The organism is Streptomyces sp. NPDC001890 (assembly GCF_042891445.1).
In the GTDB taxonomy this organism is placed as follows: Bacteria; Actinomycetota; Actinomycetes; order Streptomycetales; family Streptomycetaceae; genus Streptomyces.
Map to the genome: position 1 here is coordinate 63,976 of NZ_JBIATE010000019.1, position 15,280 is coordinate 79,255.

Sequence of the window (15,280 nt, forward strand, 5' to 3'; positions counted from 1 at the left end):
CCTTCCCGCCCACAGCCCGCTCCGCCGCGGGCTTTTCGATCAGTGGTGCCACAGTAGAACGGAGCACTGACAACGCAGCGTGACCGGGGCCTCCTGGCGGTGAATCCGCAGGTCAACCCCTCGGCCGCAGGCCCGCGCAGCCCCGCGCGGGCCACGCAGCTCCGGACGGTGACGAGTGACGCATCGCCCTGTGCCGCACCGGAGAAGCCGCACCACCCCGTGCCGCGCCGGAGAACCGGTGACCGCGCCCGGTCGTGTGTCAGGGAGCGGAGATGGCGCGCTCGCCGCCGGACGACGCCCAGGACGGCGCCACACCGGTGACCTGGCACACCATCAGGAAGAGCGGGATGGGCGGGGTGTAGGGCGTGCGGTTGTCGGGCTGGTGGATCAACCGGGGCCGGGCCGCGGGGACGTAAGCCCCCTGCGCGTAGAAGGCCTGCGTGGGCCAGTCCAGATCGAGGTCGGAGCCCGCGGGCACGATCCACCACCAGCGCTCGGCGTCCGCGAAGACGCAGCCGGTGCGCGGCAGGTGGGACATCAGCCGGAAACCGTACCGGGCCGGCACCCCCACCGCGTCGCAGCCCAGGCTCGCCGACAGTGCGGGCGGCAGCGGCAACGGCACCGTGCCCGCCGTACCGGGGGCGGGGCGCAGCTCACGGGGGTGGCGCGTGCCGAGCAGATGGGACATCGCGTTCTTCAGCATGACCGCTCCGAGCCGTGCGGCAGTTCCGCCCAGACGATGCGGCCCGAGCCGTTGCACGCGTCGTGGGAACCCCATGAACTGGACATCGCGTCGACGAGCAGCAGGCCGCGTCCGTGCTCGTCGTCGGCGGTACGGCGCAGCTGCGGCCCGCCGGGCTGGTGTCCCTGGTCCTGCACGGCTATCCGCAGCCGTCTGTCGAGGCAGCGCAGCTCGCACACGACGCGAGCGCTCATGGTGTGCACGACCGCGTTGGTGACCAGTTCGGAAACGATCAGGATCGCCGAGTCGTGGGCGTCCGCGTCGAGCTGCCACAGGTCGAGCCGGGCCCGGGTCAGCCGCCGTGCGCCGGCCACCGACTCGGGGTGCGCGGGCAGGGCGAAGCAGTACCGGAGCGCCTCCGTCCCGGGACTGAGATCCATGAGCCGGGGGATGAGCGCACTGCCAGGTGCCACAACCGATTCCTCACAGTGGGGGCTGCGTCACGCTCCGCGCACTCACCTGAATGAGGGCGGTCGCGACATCGTGAACTGGTTCACTCACCAACTCTCCCCCTGTCGTGAACACTTGGCAAGGGGCACTCTGAAAATTTCAGAGTGGCTGTGTTCTGGTCGGCCCGCGCATGGCACACTGCTCAAAAACAGCGCATGGGGAGGTCTGAAGTGAGCGAACCGCGGTCCGCCCCGACCGTGGGTCAGGTCGTTCTCGGCAAGCGCCTGCAGGATCTGCGGGAGCGCGTCGGCCTGAGCCGTGACCAGGCTGCCAAGGTGCTGCGGGTCGCTCCTGCGACGATACGCAGGATGGAGACCGCCGAGGTCGCTCTCAAGATCCCCTATGTACAGATACTGCTGAAGGCCTACGGAATCTCCGACGACGAGGCCGACGCCTTCGTGGAGCTCGCCGAGGAGGCCAACAAACCCGGCTGGTGGCAGCGGTTCCACGATGTGCTGCCCGACTGGTTCAGCATGTACGTCAGCCTTGAGGGCGCCGCGAGCCTGCTGCGCATGTACGAACCGCATTTCGTCCCCGGACTGCTGCAGACCGAGGACTACGCGCGCTCGGTGATGCGCACCGGAGCCGTGGGCCAGACCAGACCCGAGGACATAGAGCGCCACGTGGCGCTGCGGATGGAGCGCCAGTCCCTGCTGACGCGGCCGGACGCCCCGAAGCTGTGGGTGGTGATGGACGAGACGGTGCTGCGCCGTCCCGTCGGCGGCGTCGGCGCCATGCGGGAGCAGATCGACCGGCTGCTCGAAGCGACCGAGATGCCGCATGTGACACTGCAGATCGCGGAGTTCTCGACGGGCCACCACCCGGGCACCTACGGCCCGTTCGTACTCTTCCGCTTCGGTGTCCCCGAACTCCCCGACATGGTCTACAGCGAGTACCTGACCGGTGCCGTCTACTTCGACGCGCGCCCCGAGGTGGCCTCCTACCTCGAAGTCATGGACCGCATGGCGGCTCAGGCCGCGACTGCACAACGCACGAAGGAAATCCTCCGGGACTTCCGCAAGGAGCTGTGATGGATCCCATATACAACGGCATGCCGGCCGCCGAACTCGGCTCCGAGGGCTGGCACAAGCCGTGGAGCGGTGGGAACGGGGGCAATTGCGTCGAAGCGATGAAGCTGTCCGACGGCAGGGTCGCCGTACGCCAGTCCGCCGACCCGGACGGCCCGGCCCTGATCTACACCCCGCGCGAGATCGCCGCGTTCATCCAGGGCGCCAAGTCCGGTAAGGCGGACTTTCTGCTCACCTGATCCGCGTCCGCCGGCCCGGCACCGCATCCGGACCGGCCTTCTCCCCCGAATCAGCGGCACCGGAGCCGTCCCGGCCCCACACTCTTGTTGTTCGCCGACCTCTGGACCCATGGAGCGCGCTATGACCGGGCACGACCCCCGAGCCGTCGACATCGACACCACCAAGCCTCATCCCGCACGGATGTACGACTGGTTCCTCGGCGGCAAGGACAACTACCCGGTCGACGAGGAGATGGCCCGGCAGCTGCTCGCCCTCGACGCACGGGGGCGCGACATGGCCCGGGTGAACCGGGCCTTCATGCACCGGGCCACCCGATGGCTCGCCGAGAACGGCATCCGCCAGTTCCTCGACATCGGCACCGGCATACCGACCGAGCCGAACCTCCATCAGATCGCCCAGCGGACCGCACCGGACGCGCGCATCGTCTACTGCGACAACGACCCGATCGTCCTCGCCCACGCGGCGGCCCTGCTGCGCTCCACCCCGCAGGGCGCCACCGAGTACATCCAGGCCGACGCCCGCAAGCCGGAAGCCATCCTCGAAGAGGCCGGCAGGGTGCTCGACTTCGACAAGCCGATCGCCCTGTCGCTCCTCGCCCTGCTGCACTTCCTGGACGACGAGGACGGCGCCGCCGAGCTCGTCGACCGTCTCGTCGAGCGCCTCGCCCCCGGCAGCTACCTGGTGCTCTCGCACACCACCGGGGACTTCGACCCCGAGCGCGCGGCGCAGGCGTCCGAGATGTACCGGGCCCGGGGGATGACGCTGCGCCTGCGCTCGCACGCCGAGGTCTCCACGTTCTTCGACGGACTCGAACTCGTCGAGCCGGGGGTGTCGCTCGCCGCGGACTGGCACCCGGAGCTCGGCGAAGTGATCGAGGTCCCCGGCGACGAGCCGATCCCGGGTTACACGGGTGTCGCCCGCAAGCCCTGATCCGGCCTCATCCGGGCGGGCCCGTTTCTCCTGGTCGGGCCGGGTCCGGACCAGGACCCACCGTGACCTGCACCGGACCCGGCGCAGGTCACGGGGGACAGCCCTCGCCGGGTGACAATGGACGTATGTCACGACGCACGAAACGACCGGGCCGCCCCGCCCCCACCGCACCACGGCCCCCCGCGGTCACCGCGGATTCGCCGTGCCCGTGCGGCCTGCCGGCCACGTACGCGGACTGCTGCGGCCGGCTGCACGCCGGGACCGCCGCCGCGCCGACCTGCGAGGCGCTGATGCGCTCCCGGTACGCCGCCTTCGTCGTCCGGGACGAGGCGTACCTGCTGCGCACCTGGCACCCCGACACCCGGCCGCCCGCCGTCGACTTCGACCCCGGGATGCGATGGGTGCGCCTGGAGGTGCTGGAGACGACCGACGGCAGCCCGTTCCACACCACGGGCACGGTCACCTTCCGCGCGCACTACACGGACGACGGGCGGCCGGACTCGCTCCACGAGAAGAGCCGCTTCGTCCGGCACGACGGTGCCTGGGTGTACGCGACCGCGGTCTTCGTCGACTGACGCCCGCGGGCGGCGGCCCGGCCGGTTCAGGCCGCCGTCCCGGCCAGGGCCCTCTCCCGCGGCAGCTCCTGCGCCAGGTCCTCCGCCAGCAGCCGTTTGGCGATCACGTCCACCGCGGCCCGCAGCTGCCGGTCGTCCGGGCGTGCCCCGTGCTCGTCCAGGCGCTCATTGAGCCACCGCGCCCACGCGTCGGTGATCGCGGCGGCCTCCCGGCTCCCGGCGGCGGTGTGCGTGAACACCCGGCCGTCGCCGGTGAGATAACCCTCCTCGATCATCCGGTCGAAGACCGGCACCAGCACCTCGGGCGGCAGCCGGTGCCGGGTCGCGATCAGCCGCAGACCCGCGTGGCCCACCATGCGGGTGAACAGCTCGACCTGCATCACCGCCCAGGCGCCCGCCATGTCCAGCCGGGTGTCCGAGTCCGCGACGATCCGCCGGGCCGTGTCCGGGCCCACCCCGTGCAGGATCTTGGCCACCGCGAATTCGAGGAGCTGGGCCGAGTCGCCCGTGCCCGGCTGCGCGAAGCCCTCGCCCATGTCCGTGGAGCCGACCCGGGCCGTGTCCCGCAGCTTCACCTGCTTCAGGAAGAGAGCGACGAAGAACCCCAGCACCGCGACCGGCACCGTCCACAGGAACACGGTGTGCAGCGTGTCCGCGTACGCCTGGGCCAGTGGCGCGGACTGCGCGGGGGGCAGCCCGTGCAGTCCCGCCGGGCTCTGCGCGGCCTTCGCCAGCGTCGCGGGGTCGCCGCCGGCCCTCGCCGCCGCGGCGACCCCGTCGGTGAGATTGGGCTTCAGCGCGTTGGCGTAGATCGTGCCGAACACCGCCGTACCGAACGAGCTGCCGAGCGTACGGAAGAACGTCACGCCCGACGTCGCCGTACCCAGGTCCGCGTAGTCGACCGTGTTCTGCACGGCGATCGTCAGCACCTGCATGGCCAGACCGATGCCGACGCCGAGCACCAGCATGTACAGCGACTCCAGCCACACCCCGGTGCCCGGACCCATCCGGGAGAGCAGATACAGCCCCACCGCCATGATCAGCGAGCCGACGATGGGGAAGATCCGGTACTGGCCCGTCTTGGAGACCACGTTGCCGCTGAAGATCGAGGCGACGAGCAGGCCGAGGACCATCGGCAGCGTCCGTACGCCCGAAAGGGTCGCCGAGTCCCCGTCCACGTACTGCAGATAGGTCGGCAGGAAGATCATCGCGCCGAGCATCGCGAAGCCCACGATGAAGCTCAGGACCGAGCAGACGGTGAACACCGGATTCCGGAAGAGCCGCATCGGCAGCATCGGCTCCTGCGCCCGGAACTCCACGAGGCAGAAGAGCGCCAGTGCGACCAGGCCGCCGGCGAAGAGACCGAGGATGACGGGCGAGCCCCACGCGTACTCGTTTCCGCCCCAGCTCGTCGCCAGGATCAGCGCGCTCGCGCCGACCGTGACCATCGCGATGCCCAGGTAGTCGATGACGGGCCGGCCGGCGGCCTTGACCGAAGGAATCGTCCGGGCCGCGGCGATCACCACCACGATCGCGATCGGCACATTGACGTAGAACGCCCAGCGCCAGCTCAGATGGTCGGTGAAGAGTCCGCCGAGCAGCGGCCCGATCACCGTCGACACCCCGAAGACCGCGCCGATCGCACCCTGGTACTTGCCGCGTTCGCGCAACGGGATCACATCGGCGATCAGCGCCATCGAGGTGACCATCAGCCCGCCGGCCCCGATGCCCTGCAGCCCGCGCCAGACGATCAGCAGCGTCATGTTGGTCGCCAGGCCGCAGAGGAACGAGCCGGTGATGAAGATGATCGCCGACAGCTGGAAGATGATCTTCCGGCCGAACAGGTCACCGAACTTGCCCACCAGGACCGTCGCCACCGTCTCCGCGAGCAGATACGCGGTCACCACCCAGGACATATGAGCGGCGCCGCCGAGGTCCGAGACGATCGTCGGCAGCGCGGTGCCGACGATCGTCTGGTCCAGGGCGGCCAGCAGAATTCCCAGCACGATCGTCGCGAAGACGATGTTCCGGCGGCGCGGATCGAGTACGGGCGGCGCGGCGGCACTCTGCGCGACGGGGGCGGTCTCGCTGGCAGTGGTCACGCTTGCACCATCACACCGGCCCGCGCTTCGCGCATGTGGGGGACGGCCGGACGGGTCGTCAGGCCGGCAGATCCCGCAGGGAAGCCTTCAGCCGGGTCACGAACGCCTCCCGTACGGGCTCCGGCACCCGGTCCAGCGAGAGGTACGGATTGAGGTCCTCCAGTTCGACGAGCAGCAGCTCGCCCCGCGCGGTCCGGCAGGCGTCGACCCGCTGGATGCCGTGGTCGAGGGTGTTCCACTCCACGAAGCCGCGGGCGAACGCCAGATCCGCCGCGCCCGGAGCGTACGGCTCCAGCACCCACCGCCGTTCCGGGTCCGGTGCGTACAGCGCGTACTGGAAGTCGTGGTCGATGAAGTAGAAGGACACCTCGTAGCGGAAGTCGATCCGGGGCTGGACGAGCATCGTGCCGTCCTCGCCGGCCGGTAGCGCGGCCTCCCGCACGAACCGCAGCCCGGCCGAGTCCGCCCCCAGCTTGGGCTTGACCACGTACTCGGGTGCCTCGGGCAGCGCCCCCAGGTCGGCCGCCCGGTCCACGGTGGGGATCACCGGGTGTCCGGCCCGGCTCAGATCGACCAGGTACTGCTTGCCCGCCATGTCCCCGCGGCCGTGCAACGGGTTGTAGACCCGGGTGCCCAGCTCCCGCGCGCGGGCGCGGAACGCGTCGTACGCCTCCTGGTAGTGCAGCACCGGACCGCTGTTGCGTATGACGACCGTGCCGAAGCCGTCCAGCAGCGCGGCGGCGTCCCGGGGGTGACAGAGCGCGACGTCGAACTCCTCCCGCAGCCGCGCGGTCAGCTGGATGTCCTCGTCGCAGTAGCGGCGGCCACGCGCCTGGTAGGCGAGGTCGGTGACGAACAGGACGGACGGCCGCGGACCGGCTGGCATGGCGCTCCTCCAAGGGGTGTTTCGGTGGACAGCTGATCAATAGCCTTGACGGCGTTGCCCGTTCACGACCCTGGAGCGTCATGATGTCTGCCCCGCACGAGCCGGCCGCATCGCAAACGCCGTCGCTGCCCGACATTCTCTCGCCCGCCTTCGCGGCCGATCCCTACGGGGCGTACCGGATCATGCGCGAGAGCGCGCCGCTGATCCGGCACGAGGCCACGAACAGTTACCTCGTCTCCCGGTACGAGGACGTGGAGCGGGTCTTCAAGGACCGGGCGGGGGAGTTCACCACCGACAACTACGACTGGCAGATCGAACCCGTCCACGGCCGGACGATCCTCCAGCTCAGCGGCCGTGAGCACGCCGTGCGCCGGGCCCTGGTCGCCCCGGCCTTCCGGGGCACGGACCTCCAGGAGAAGTTCCTGCCGGTCATCGAGCGCAACGCACGCGAGCTGATCGACGCCTTCCGTCACACCGGCGAAGCCGATCTCGTCCCCGCCTTCGCGACCCGCTTCCCGGTCCTCGTCATCGCCGACATGCTCGGCCTGGACCGGGCGGACCACGAGCGCTTCCACAGCTGGTACACCACCGTCATCGCCTTCCTCGGCAATCTGGCGGGCGACCCAGAGGTGGCCGCGGCCGGTGAGCGGACCCGCCGGGAGTTCGCCGAGTACCTGATCCCGGTCATCCGGCGGCGCCGGGACGAGCCGGGCGACGACCTGCTCTCCGCGCTCTGCGCCGCCGAGGTCGACGGGGTGCGGATGAGCGACGAGGACATCAAGGCGTTCTGCAGCCTGCTGCTCGCTGCGGGCGGCGAGACCACCGACAAGGCCATCGCCTCCGTCTTCGCCAATCTGCTCACCCACCCCGAGCAGCTCGCCGCGGTACGGGAGGACCGCGGCCTCATCGACCGGGCGTTCGCCGAGACCCTGCGCCACACCCCGCCGGTCCACATGATCATGCGCCAGACGGCGAAGGAGGTGGAGCTCAGCGGCGGGACGGTCCCGGCGGGGGCCACCGTCACCTGCCTGATCGGCTCCGCCAACCGCGACGAGTCGCGCTACCACGAGCCCGACCGCTTCGACATCTTCCGCTCCGATCTGACCAGCACCACCGCCTTCTCGGCGGCCGCCGACCACCTGGCGTTCGCGCTCGGCCGGCACTTCTGCGTCGGCGCGCTGCTGGCCAGGGCGGAGGTGGAGACGGGGGTGAACCAACTGCTGGACGCGATGCCCGGCCTGCGGCTCGCGGACGGCTTCACCCCCACCGAGCACGGCGTCTTCACCCGGGGCCCGCGCTCGCTGCCGGTGCGGTTCACCCCGGTCACCGGCTGAGAACCGGGCCCGGCACGGGAACGGCCGGCGGGCGGAGCGGTTCAGCGGATGCGGCGGAGGGAGTCACCAGGGGCTGCCGGGGCGCACCGCGAGCCGGGGGTGATGGGCGGCGAGGATCTTGTTGGCGCGGGCCAGTTCGGAGAGTGCCTGCTCGCGGTCGGCCCGGTCCTCGTCGCAGAGCCGCGGACCACGGAACCTGCGCACCTCGCGCGCGGCGCAGTCGGCGTCGAATTCCGCCTGGAGGATGTGCGGCGGGATGCAGGACCCGATCAGCGCGGCGACCCGGTCCGGGATCGGCACGGGAACGAGGAGGTGCGAGGCGGTCATGGGGGGTTCCCTCTCGGAAATGGTCGGCCAGGAGGCGGGTTCTCGGCTCGGCCGCCGGGTGCGGCGGCCGATATCTCCATATGTACGGGACGCGGTTCCGGGTTTCTCGTTGAGAACGTCTCCGTGTGGCAACCGTTTGAGAGTGACCGTCTATTTTGCCTTACCCATAAGTAAGTTGACTCATGGTGAGGACCGTGATCCGGCCGAAAACCGACTCAGGGCGCTGTTTCGTCGCCACGGGCCCGCAACTGGAGTGCCCGCAGCACGGCCTCGGTGGAGAACCGGCTCTCGGGATCGGTCAGTTGCTCGCCGAAGATGGACTCCAGATTGCGCATCCGGTAGCGCACCGTCTGCGGGTGGACGTCCAGCAGTTCGCCCATGTGGGCAGCGGTGCCACGGGTGTCCAGCCAGATCCGCAGGGTCTCGACCAGCCGCTCCCGGCGGGTGGCGCTGATCCCGGAGATCGGGGCCAGTTCGCGCTGGGCGAGCTGGTCGACCAGCACCGGGTCGGAGAGCAGCCACAGGGTGATGAGGTGGTCCTCGCAGAGGATGACGGGCGCGTCGTCGATGATGTTCGTGTCGACGAGTTCGAGTACGCGCCGGGCCCAGCGGATCGAGTCCGAGGCCAGGGCGGTGGGCACGGTCAGGCCGATCGCGGCGTGGGTGCCGAGGAGCGCCTCGTCCAGCATGTGTCTTCGGCTGTCGTCGAACGTTCCGGGGATCAGTAAGTGCGGTTGGGGGTCGCTGAGATCGGCCAGGACGTCGCGGTCCGCCACGGCCCGATCCAGGGTGGCGGGGGAGCGGACGGCGACCAGGGTGACTTCCTCGGGAAGCGTCCATCCGGTCTGCTCGCAGAGCTCGGCGATGGCGGAACGGGGGGCGGGGCGGCCGGCGAGGATCAGGTGCAGCAGCCGGCGGCGCATGGCCTCGGTCTGTTCGCCGGTCTGTGACTGCACCTCCAGGAAGCCTTCCCGGGAGAGGGATTCGAGCTCGTCGATGTAGGCGAAGAGCGCGTCGGCGAAGCTGAGCATGAGAGTCGGTGAGAAGTTGTAGCTCCGGCCGACCTTCTTCGCCCGTCGCAACGCGACCCTGGCCCCGAGCCGGTAGGCGCCCTGGAGCGTCTCCATCGTGCGCCCTTCGTACGCCTCGAAGCGCCCGAACCGGCGGCACATGTCGTCGCGCAGCGAGGTCGAGGCGGACGGCTCGGCGACCAGGTCCACGAACGAGGAGAGGCTCTGCTCGACACCGACCCGGATGGCCTGCCCGTTGGGCCCGCTGAGCAGCCGGGCGTACTCCGGGTAGGCCCGGGTGACCTCGACGCCGATCTCCTTGATCAGGCTGGGCAGTTCGGGCCGCATGATGGCGGCGAATTCCTGGGGGAGCGGCCCCAGCGGATCCCCCGTGTCCGACGGCTGAATGAGTTCTGGCATGACTGTCCCCTTGCTCTCCGGCGCCCGGTGGGGGGTCAGGCGGTGGGGAAAGCGCTCCCACGGACCGACAGGTGCGTACCAAATCCGCGATGAAGATAGACCAAGTGAACGGTGGTGCCCACTGCTTGAGCAAGATCGAAGTGCAAGGGGCACGCATATCGGACCCGTTGCGGTGCTCCGGTGCAGGTGAGGCGGGAGTGCTCACATCCGGACAATGTTTTTCGGACTTCTACTCCCCCCGCAACAAGAAAGTAACCGTCGGTAACGAAAGCCCGTCCGGCGGATTGGTGTGGTTTCGTGCGGGTGGTGTGCAATCTCCCGAGCGCTGCGGGTGTGGCGGATTGCGGCCCTCCGTTTCTCCGTGCGTGGCGCCATTAGCGCGGGGTCGCATTATTCGGCAGGGGAAATCCTGGGCGATTCGCGGAGTGATATCAGAACCGGTCGACCGGAATGGGTAATCCGTCATTCGTGCCGCGTCGGGGGTCGGCCGGACCGCGTGCGGCCCCGGGGTGGGCGGCCCGGCCGGACCCGGTCCGGCGCCCCGTGCGACTGCCGTGCGCGCGCTGCGCGCCGGTCGGGCCGGATTCGAGGGTGCTCGCTGCGCTCCGGGAGTGCTTTCGGCTGCGCTCCATGCAGTTCAGCGGTGCGGTGCGCGGGATGCGCCAGGGCGGCATTCAGCCGCGTCGACGGTGATCTTACCGGCGAGTACATGGGTCGCTGGCGGAGCGGGTGGCCGGCGGCGAGTGCGCCCCGGGTGAGTGTCCGGCGGGCTCCCGGGCGCATGACACGGCCGTAACTACTCACTTTCGTATAGAAAATCGCGGCGATCTGCTGAGTTCTCGCTAAGCCGGAATGCGTTTATCGAGAGGGTGCGGGAATTTCTGCTTCGGGTATTGCCGCGTTGGGCTACTGGCTCGTAACGTTCGATCCGCACGGAGTTCGATCACGCAGTCGAGTCCAACGACTTCTGCGTTCCGCGATGTGAGCCGCCCTCGTGCCGGACCCATTCCCAGGGTGTGGTGCGAGGCAATCGGGTACGTCCAACTCCACTCCCTCGGAGGCTGTTCCGTGAGAAGCATCATCAAGCGTTCGCTGTTCGCCACCGCTGTCGCCACCGCCGCGTTCGGCCTCGCGGCCACCTCGGCGTCGGCCACCGCGCAGGCGACCTGGACCATCACCAACCCCAACGCGAACGGGTCGTTCTCGGCCCACCTGAAGGCCGGGACGACGGCGGACCTGCTGGACATCACCACCGACCAGTCCGTGATCTGCTACACGGCCACCGCGAGCGGCGTCGCCCCCAACGGCACGCAGCCGGACGGGACCGACATCGCGCAGATCACCTCGGCCGCCTGGGGCGACCCGGTCACCTCCCCGTGCGACGGACCGCTCGGTTCCTCCTTCAGCGCCGTACTCACCGGCACCATCCACCTCAACGCCACCAGCTACAGCGGTGGTGTGACCCAGGGCAACCTGTCGGGTGTCGACGTGACGATCACCGGTGACACGCTCTTCGGTGAGTGCACGGCCAAGATCTCCGGCAGCGCGAGCAACGCCTCCTACACCAACTCCACGGGCGAGCTCAAGATCAACAACGGCACCGGGCTCACCATCTCCTCTGTCAACAACTGTGCCGACCTGATGAACAACGGCGACACCGCCTCGTTCTCCGCGACGTACGTGCTCGACAAGCCGATCACGGTCACCTCTCCGTGAGTCGCTGACCGCACCTGACACTCCCTCGCGCCGCTCGCGTCGGCGGGCGGCGCGAGGGAGTGCTTCCGCAGACGACCAGTCAGCTCCGAGACGACGGCAGGTTGCCGAGATGAGATTGAAGTCGAGCCGCTCGTACCGAGTGGGTCAGGTCGGTGCCGTCGGCGTGATGGCGTTGCTGGCCGGGCTCGTCCCGGGCACCGGTTCCGCGAGCGACACCCGCGTGGTCGAGACGGATCTCACCTATACCTGCGGATTCTCGGCCGGTGCCCAGCCCGTTGCCGTGCGCGTGGCGGCCGGGCTGCCGGTGACTTCGAGCGCCGGAACGGTGATCCAGCCCGAGGACGTGTCCGTCTCGGTCACACTGCCCCGCGCGGCCCTTGGGGAATTCCTGGGTGCCGGCTCCCGGCAGGTGACCGGAACGACGCAACTCGCGACCGAGGTGACCCAGCGCGGCGAGTCGACCGAAGTGCCCTGGCAGGACCTGCGGATCGCCGAGACGGAGGTCGCCGCCGACGGTGATGTGTCATTGCAGGCGACCGGGGAGGTGCCCACCATCACCCCGCGCTCCAGCGGTGACATCGTTTTCACCGCCGGGCAGCTCGATCTCGAACTGTCCACGGTGCCGGCCGGCGACACGGACGGTACGCCGACGACGCTCCCCGTGTCCTGCAAGCCGGCGGACGGCCAGGCGCTGGAGCTGGGGACTGTCGGTGTGCCGGACGGGACCGTGGAGACACCACCGGGTGCAACGGTGCCGGACCCGGCCGGTACCGGCATCATCTCTCCCGGAGCGCGGCCGACGGCGACGGTCGCGGGGGACGACGAGGTCGTGCCGGGCAAGGTGCAGCCACCGGAGGGCTGCTCCTTCCTGCCGGGCCAGGAACCCAAGCCTTCCGGCGCGGGCGGCGTACCGGGCTCGGGTTACATGGCGGGCTACTCGAATGCCAACAAGCTCAACGGCGCCATGCTGTTCAAGGAGCCCGGTCTCCTCGATCTGAAGATGAACTACCTGGTGAGCAGCGGTCTCATGTGCCCCGAGGACAGAGCGGCGTGGCTGATGACGAAGGGGACGCTCGACTACCACGGGAAGCCGCAGATGCCGCCGACCGAGGCGACCTTCCTCACCTTCGGATTCATGCCGACCACCGCGAAGGTCGAGATGATGCTTGAGGGGGACGTCGACATCGCCACCATGGGCTGGTCGAAGAAGACCCCCGAGAGGCGGGCCCGCGAGACGACCATCACCGCCGCGGACCTGTGGGTCCGCCTGTATGACGTGAAGGTGAACGGGGAGCCGCTCGACGTCGGCCCGCAGTGCCGCTCCGCGCGGCCGATGCGCCTGCAGCTCAGGGGCGACGGGCTGACGGGAGGTGGCCTTCCGCCCACCGGATACACCGTCTCCAACGGCGGACCCCTCACCGGCTATGCCGAGATACCCCCTTTCAGCGGATGCGGTGCCACCGAGGACCTGGACAGCCTGTTCACCGCTTCCGTGTCCGGCAAGGGCAACTACGTGAAGATGACGCAGGCTCCGCTGTGCGTGCCGAGCAACCCGAAGTCCCCCTGCCCGCCCAGCAAACCCACCCCCGAACGCTGACCTGGCGCATCCGCGCGCCCCATTTCCCGAACCGAAAGGCTGGACCATCAATGAGCGCTGCCCAGAACCGTGTCAGACCCGCACTTCTCGGCGCCCTGGTCGCGGTGGCCGTCGGCATTCCGCTGAGCACCTCGCCGGCGAGTGCCGCCTCCGCCCAGGAGATGAACGGCAACTGGGCGCCCTTCACCCGGTGTCCGGTCGACGACCCGGCCATGCTGGCCGCGGACGGCAAGACGGACATCGCGATCTGCGTGGCCTCGCACTCGGAGAGCGGCTCCATCAAGCTGGGCAACACCGTGGCGACGACCGGCGCCAACGACCTGCAGTTCGGTGTCGTCCGCAACGCGACGACGGGGGTCTCCAAGATCGTGGCGCCCGACGGCGGTTCGATCGTCGGAGCGCCGACGGAGATACCCGGTGGTCTGCTCGGCCTCATGTGCCCGAGCGGGATTCCGGTGGTCTCGGACATCTGCAAGCAGCTGACGGACAACAACCTCAACCGGGTCGTCGCCACCGTGCAGTCGGCGGGCACTCCCACCAACTTCGACCTGTCGGCGGGGATGACGAGCGGCAAGCCGATCGTCGACATCCCGGTCCGGATCCACCTGGAGAACCCGTTCCTCGGCTCGAAGTGCTACATCGGGACCACCTCCAGCCCGATCGTGCTGCGTCCGCAGAATCTCACCAAGCCGGCCCTGGCCAGCCAGCGCTTCGACGCCAACGGCACGCCGAACACCGCGGGTGTCCTGAACCGGGTCGCGCTGACCGGCAACGACCAGGGCGACGCCGCGTTCGCCGTCCCAGGAGTGAGCGGCTGCGGCCCGCTGACCCTCGGCGAGCTGAACTGGGCCGTCAACCTGAAGACGGCTCTGCCCTCGGCGTCCGGGAACAACAACCTGGTGCTCAACGACGCCGCCACGTACACGGCCGGCCTGACCTCCCCGGGTGCCGCGGTGCCCAACGCCGGCCGGCTCCTGTCGGAGAACTGGCACGCCGGAGTGGCGCGGTAGCAGAGGGCCGGGAGGAGCATCCATGAGACCTGTGACCGGACGCATCACCGGACGAACCTTCGGCGTGGTCGCGGCGGTCGTCGCCGCGGCGGCGGGGCCGGCGGTACCCGCGGCCTCCGCCGCACCGGCTCCGGTCCCGGCCTCCGCCGCACCGGCTCCGGTCCCGGCCACCGGTGCCTGGACCGCGACCCTGGCACCGGGATCGACGGCCGAGTTCCTCGACGTGGTCAGCAGCCGGTCGATCTCCTGCGACCGGAGCGCGGCCTCGGGGACGGACTACGTCATCGAACACGTGACGTGGGACTGCGTGGGGGAGTCGGGCTCCACCGGCGACGTCCAGCAGGGCGGTCCCACGTACTTCGATCCGGCGAGTTCCTCGGGGGGCGTGATCTCGGGGAGCGTCTCGGGAGTCGACGCGCGGTTCACCATGGACACGTTGTTCGGTTCCTGCACGGGATCGATATCCGGATCGGCGAGCAACGCCGCGTTCAACACCGCGACCGGTGAATTCACCGTGTCCGGTGGATCCGGTCTCGCCATCTCGAACGTCAACAACTGTGCCGGTCTCTTCAACGACGGGGACCCGGTGGCTTTCACGGCCACCTATCGGGTTGTTTTCGCATAGCGCCGACCGTCGCCGCCATCCGTCCGCCCTGCCCGGATTTCATTGCCGGGCGGGGCGGACGCATGTGTGACCGACCTCCGGCGGAACGACAGGGAAGGACTCACTTGTCGACAAGTGAATGGCCGCGCATGCTCACCCGTTCACAAAAACGCTGCGAACGCCAATCATCGTGCAAAAAGTTCCGGGACCGCTATTGCGGATGCAGGTTACCGAGCCGTAGCGTCCCGGTTGAGCAGCGCGGAAACATATCCGTGACGGCTCGTTCGGTGCATCTCGGGTCTTCGTGGC

At 69.4% G+C, this 15,280-nt stretch carries 15 protein-coding genes; 9 read left to right on the forward strand and 6 right to left on the reverse strand.

Annotated elements, in window-relative coordinates:
- Positions 1 to 259: 259 nt before the first annotated feature.
- Together ACFYY1_RS32420 and ACFYY1_RS32425 are read right to left on the reverse strand one after the other, a co-directional pair.
- A complete protein-coding gene (locus tag ACFYY1_RS32420) occupies positions 260 to 703 on the reverse strand; it encodes a hypothetical protein (protein ID WP_388591915.1) in 444 nt (147 codons plus the stop codon).
- Positions 697 to 1,155 carry an ATP-binding protein gene (locus ACFYY1_RS32425; protein WP_388591917.1) on the reverse strand — a complete coding sequence of 153 codons (459 nt, stop codon included), beginning with the start codon at positions 1,153 to 1,155 and terminating at the stop codon, positions 697 to 699. Before ACFYY1_RS32425 ends, ACFYY1_RS32420 begins: the two co-directional genes overlap by 7 nt.
- Before the next feature lie 207 nt (positions 1,156 to 1,362).
- Between ACFYY1_RS32425 and ACFYY1_RS32430 the strand changes: the two genes are divergently transcribed.
- The 4 genes from ACFYY1_RS32430 (at position 1,363) to ACFYY1_RS32445 (ending at position 3,965) form a co-directional block, all read left to right on the forward strand.
- Complete coding sequence (locus tag ACFYY1_RS32430) at positions 1,363 to 2,223, forward strand: helix-turn-helix domain-containing protein (protein WP_388591919.1); 861 nt, start codon at positions 1,363 to 1,365, stop codon at positions 2,221 to 2,223.
- Positions 2,223 to 2,459, forward strand: a complete 237-nt coding sequence (locus ACFYY1_RS32435) for a DUF397 domain-containing protein (protein ID WP_266728102.1) — start codon at positions 2,223 to 2,225, stop codon at positions 2,457 to 2,459. Before ACFYY1_RS32430 ends, ACFYY1_RS32435 begins: the two co-directional genes overlap by 1 nt.
- 121 nt (positions 2,460 to 2,580) lie before the next feature.
- Positions 2,581 to 3,390 (forward strand): SAM-dependent methyltransferase, encoded by an 810-nt coding sequence (locus ACFYY1_RS32440; protein ID WP_388591920.1) that lies wholly within the window; start codon positions 2,581 to 2,583, stop codon positions 3,388 to 3,390.
- Positions 3,391 to 3,515: 125 nt separating this feature from the next.
- Positions 3,516 to 3,965 (forward strand): YchJ family protein, encoded by a 450-nt coding sequence (locus ACFYY1_RS32445; RefSeq protein WP_388591922.1) that lies wholly within the window; start codon positions 3,516 to 3,518, stop codon positions 3,963 to 3,965.
- 26 nt (positions 3,966 to 3,991) lie between these two features.
- On the opposite strand, the gene ACFYY1_RS32450 is transcribed toward ACFYY1_RS32445, so the two are convergent.
- Together ACFYY1_RS32450 and ACFYY1_RS32455 are read right to left on the reverse strand one after the other, a co-directional pair.
- Positions 3,992 to 6,067, reverse strand: coding sequence for an MDR family MFS transporter (locus ACFYY1_RS32450; RefSeq protein WP_388591923.1), 2,076 nt, complete (start codon positions 6,065 to 6,067; stop codon positions 3,992 to 3,994).
- Positions 6,068 to 6,125: 58 nt separating this feature from the next.
- Positions 6,126 to 6,953, reverse strand: a complete 828-nt coding sequence (locus tag ACFYY1_RS32455; RefSeq protein WP_388591925.1) for a hypothetical protein — start codon at positions 6,951 to 6,953, stop codon at positions 6,126 to 6,128.
- Positions 6,954 to 7,036: 83 nt separating this feature from the next.
- Here ACFYY1_RS32455 and ACFYY1_RS32460 point away from each other — a divergent pair, with 83 nt between their 5' ends.
- Positions 7,037 to 8,287, forward strand: coding sequence for a cytochrome P450 (locus ACFYY1_RS32460; protein WP_388592066.1), 1,251 nt, complete (start codon positions 7,037 to 7,039; stop codon positions 8,285 to 8,287).
- A 63-nt stretch (positions 8,288 to 8,350) separates the two neighbouring features.
- Here the strand turns inward: ACFYY1_RS32460 and ACFYY1_RS32465 are convergent, their stop codons facing one another.
- Entirely contained in the window at positions 8,351 to 8,614 is a 264-nt protein-coding gene (locus ACFYY1_RS32465; RefSeq protein ID WP_124720710.1) for a hypothetical protein, read from the reverse strand.
- Positions 8,615 to 8,829: 215 nt separating this feature from the next.
- A complete protein-coding gene (locus ACFYY1_RS32470) occupies positions 8,830 to 10,044 on the reverse strand; it encodes a helix-turn-helix domain-containing protein (protein ID WP_388591927.1) in 1,215 nt (404 codons plus the stop codon).
- A gap of 1,068 nt (positions 10,045 to 11,112) precedes the next feature.
- On the opposite strand from ACFYY1_RS32470, the gene ACFYY1_RS32475 reads away from it, so the two are divergent.
- The 4 genes from ACFYY1_RS32475 (at position 11,113) to ACFYY1_RS32490 (ending at position 14,992) form a co-directional block, all read left to right on the forward strand.
- Positions 11,113 to 11,760, forward strand: coding sequence for a hypothetical protein (locus ACFYY1_RS32475; RefSeq protein WP_388591928.1), 648 nt, complete (start codon positions 11,113 to 11,115; stop codon positions 11,758 to 11,760).
- Positions 11,761 to 11,869: 109 nt separating this feature from the next.
- Positions 11,870 to 13,357: a DUF6801 domain-containing protein gene (locus ACFYY1_RS32480; protein ID WP_388591930.1), complete on the forward strand. Its 1,488-nt coding sequence runs from the start codon at positions 11,870 to 11,872 to the stop codon at positions 13,355 to 13,357.
- A gap of 50 nt (positions 13,358 to 13,407) precedes the next feature.
- Entirely contained in the window at positions 13,408 to 14,367 is a 960-nt protein-coding gene (locus ACFYY1_RS32485) for a hypothetical protein (RefSeq protein WP_388591932.1), read from the forward strand.
- A gap of 22 nt (positions 14,368 to 14,389) precedes the next feature.
- Complete coding sequence (locus ACFYY1_RS32490) at positions 14,390 to 14,992, forward strand: hypothetical protein (RefSeq protein ID WP_388591934.1); 603 nt, start codon at positions 14,390 to 14,392, stop codon at positions 14,990 to 14,992.
- Positions 14,993 to 15,280: the final 288 nt, after the last annotated feature.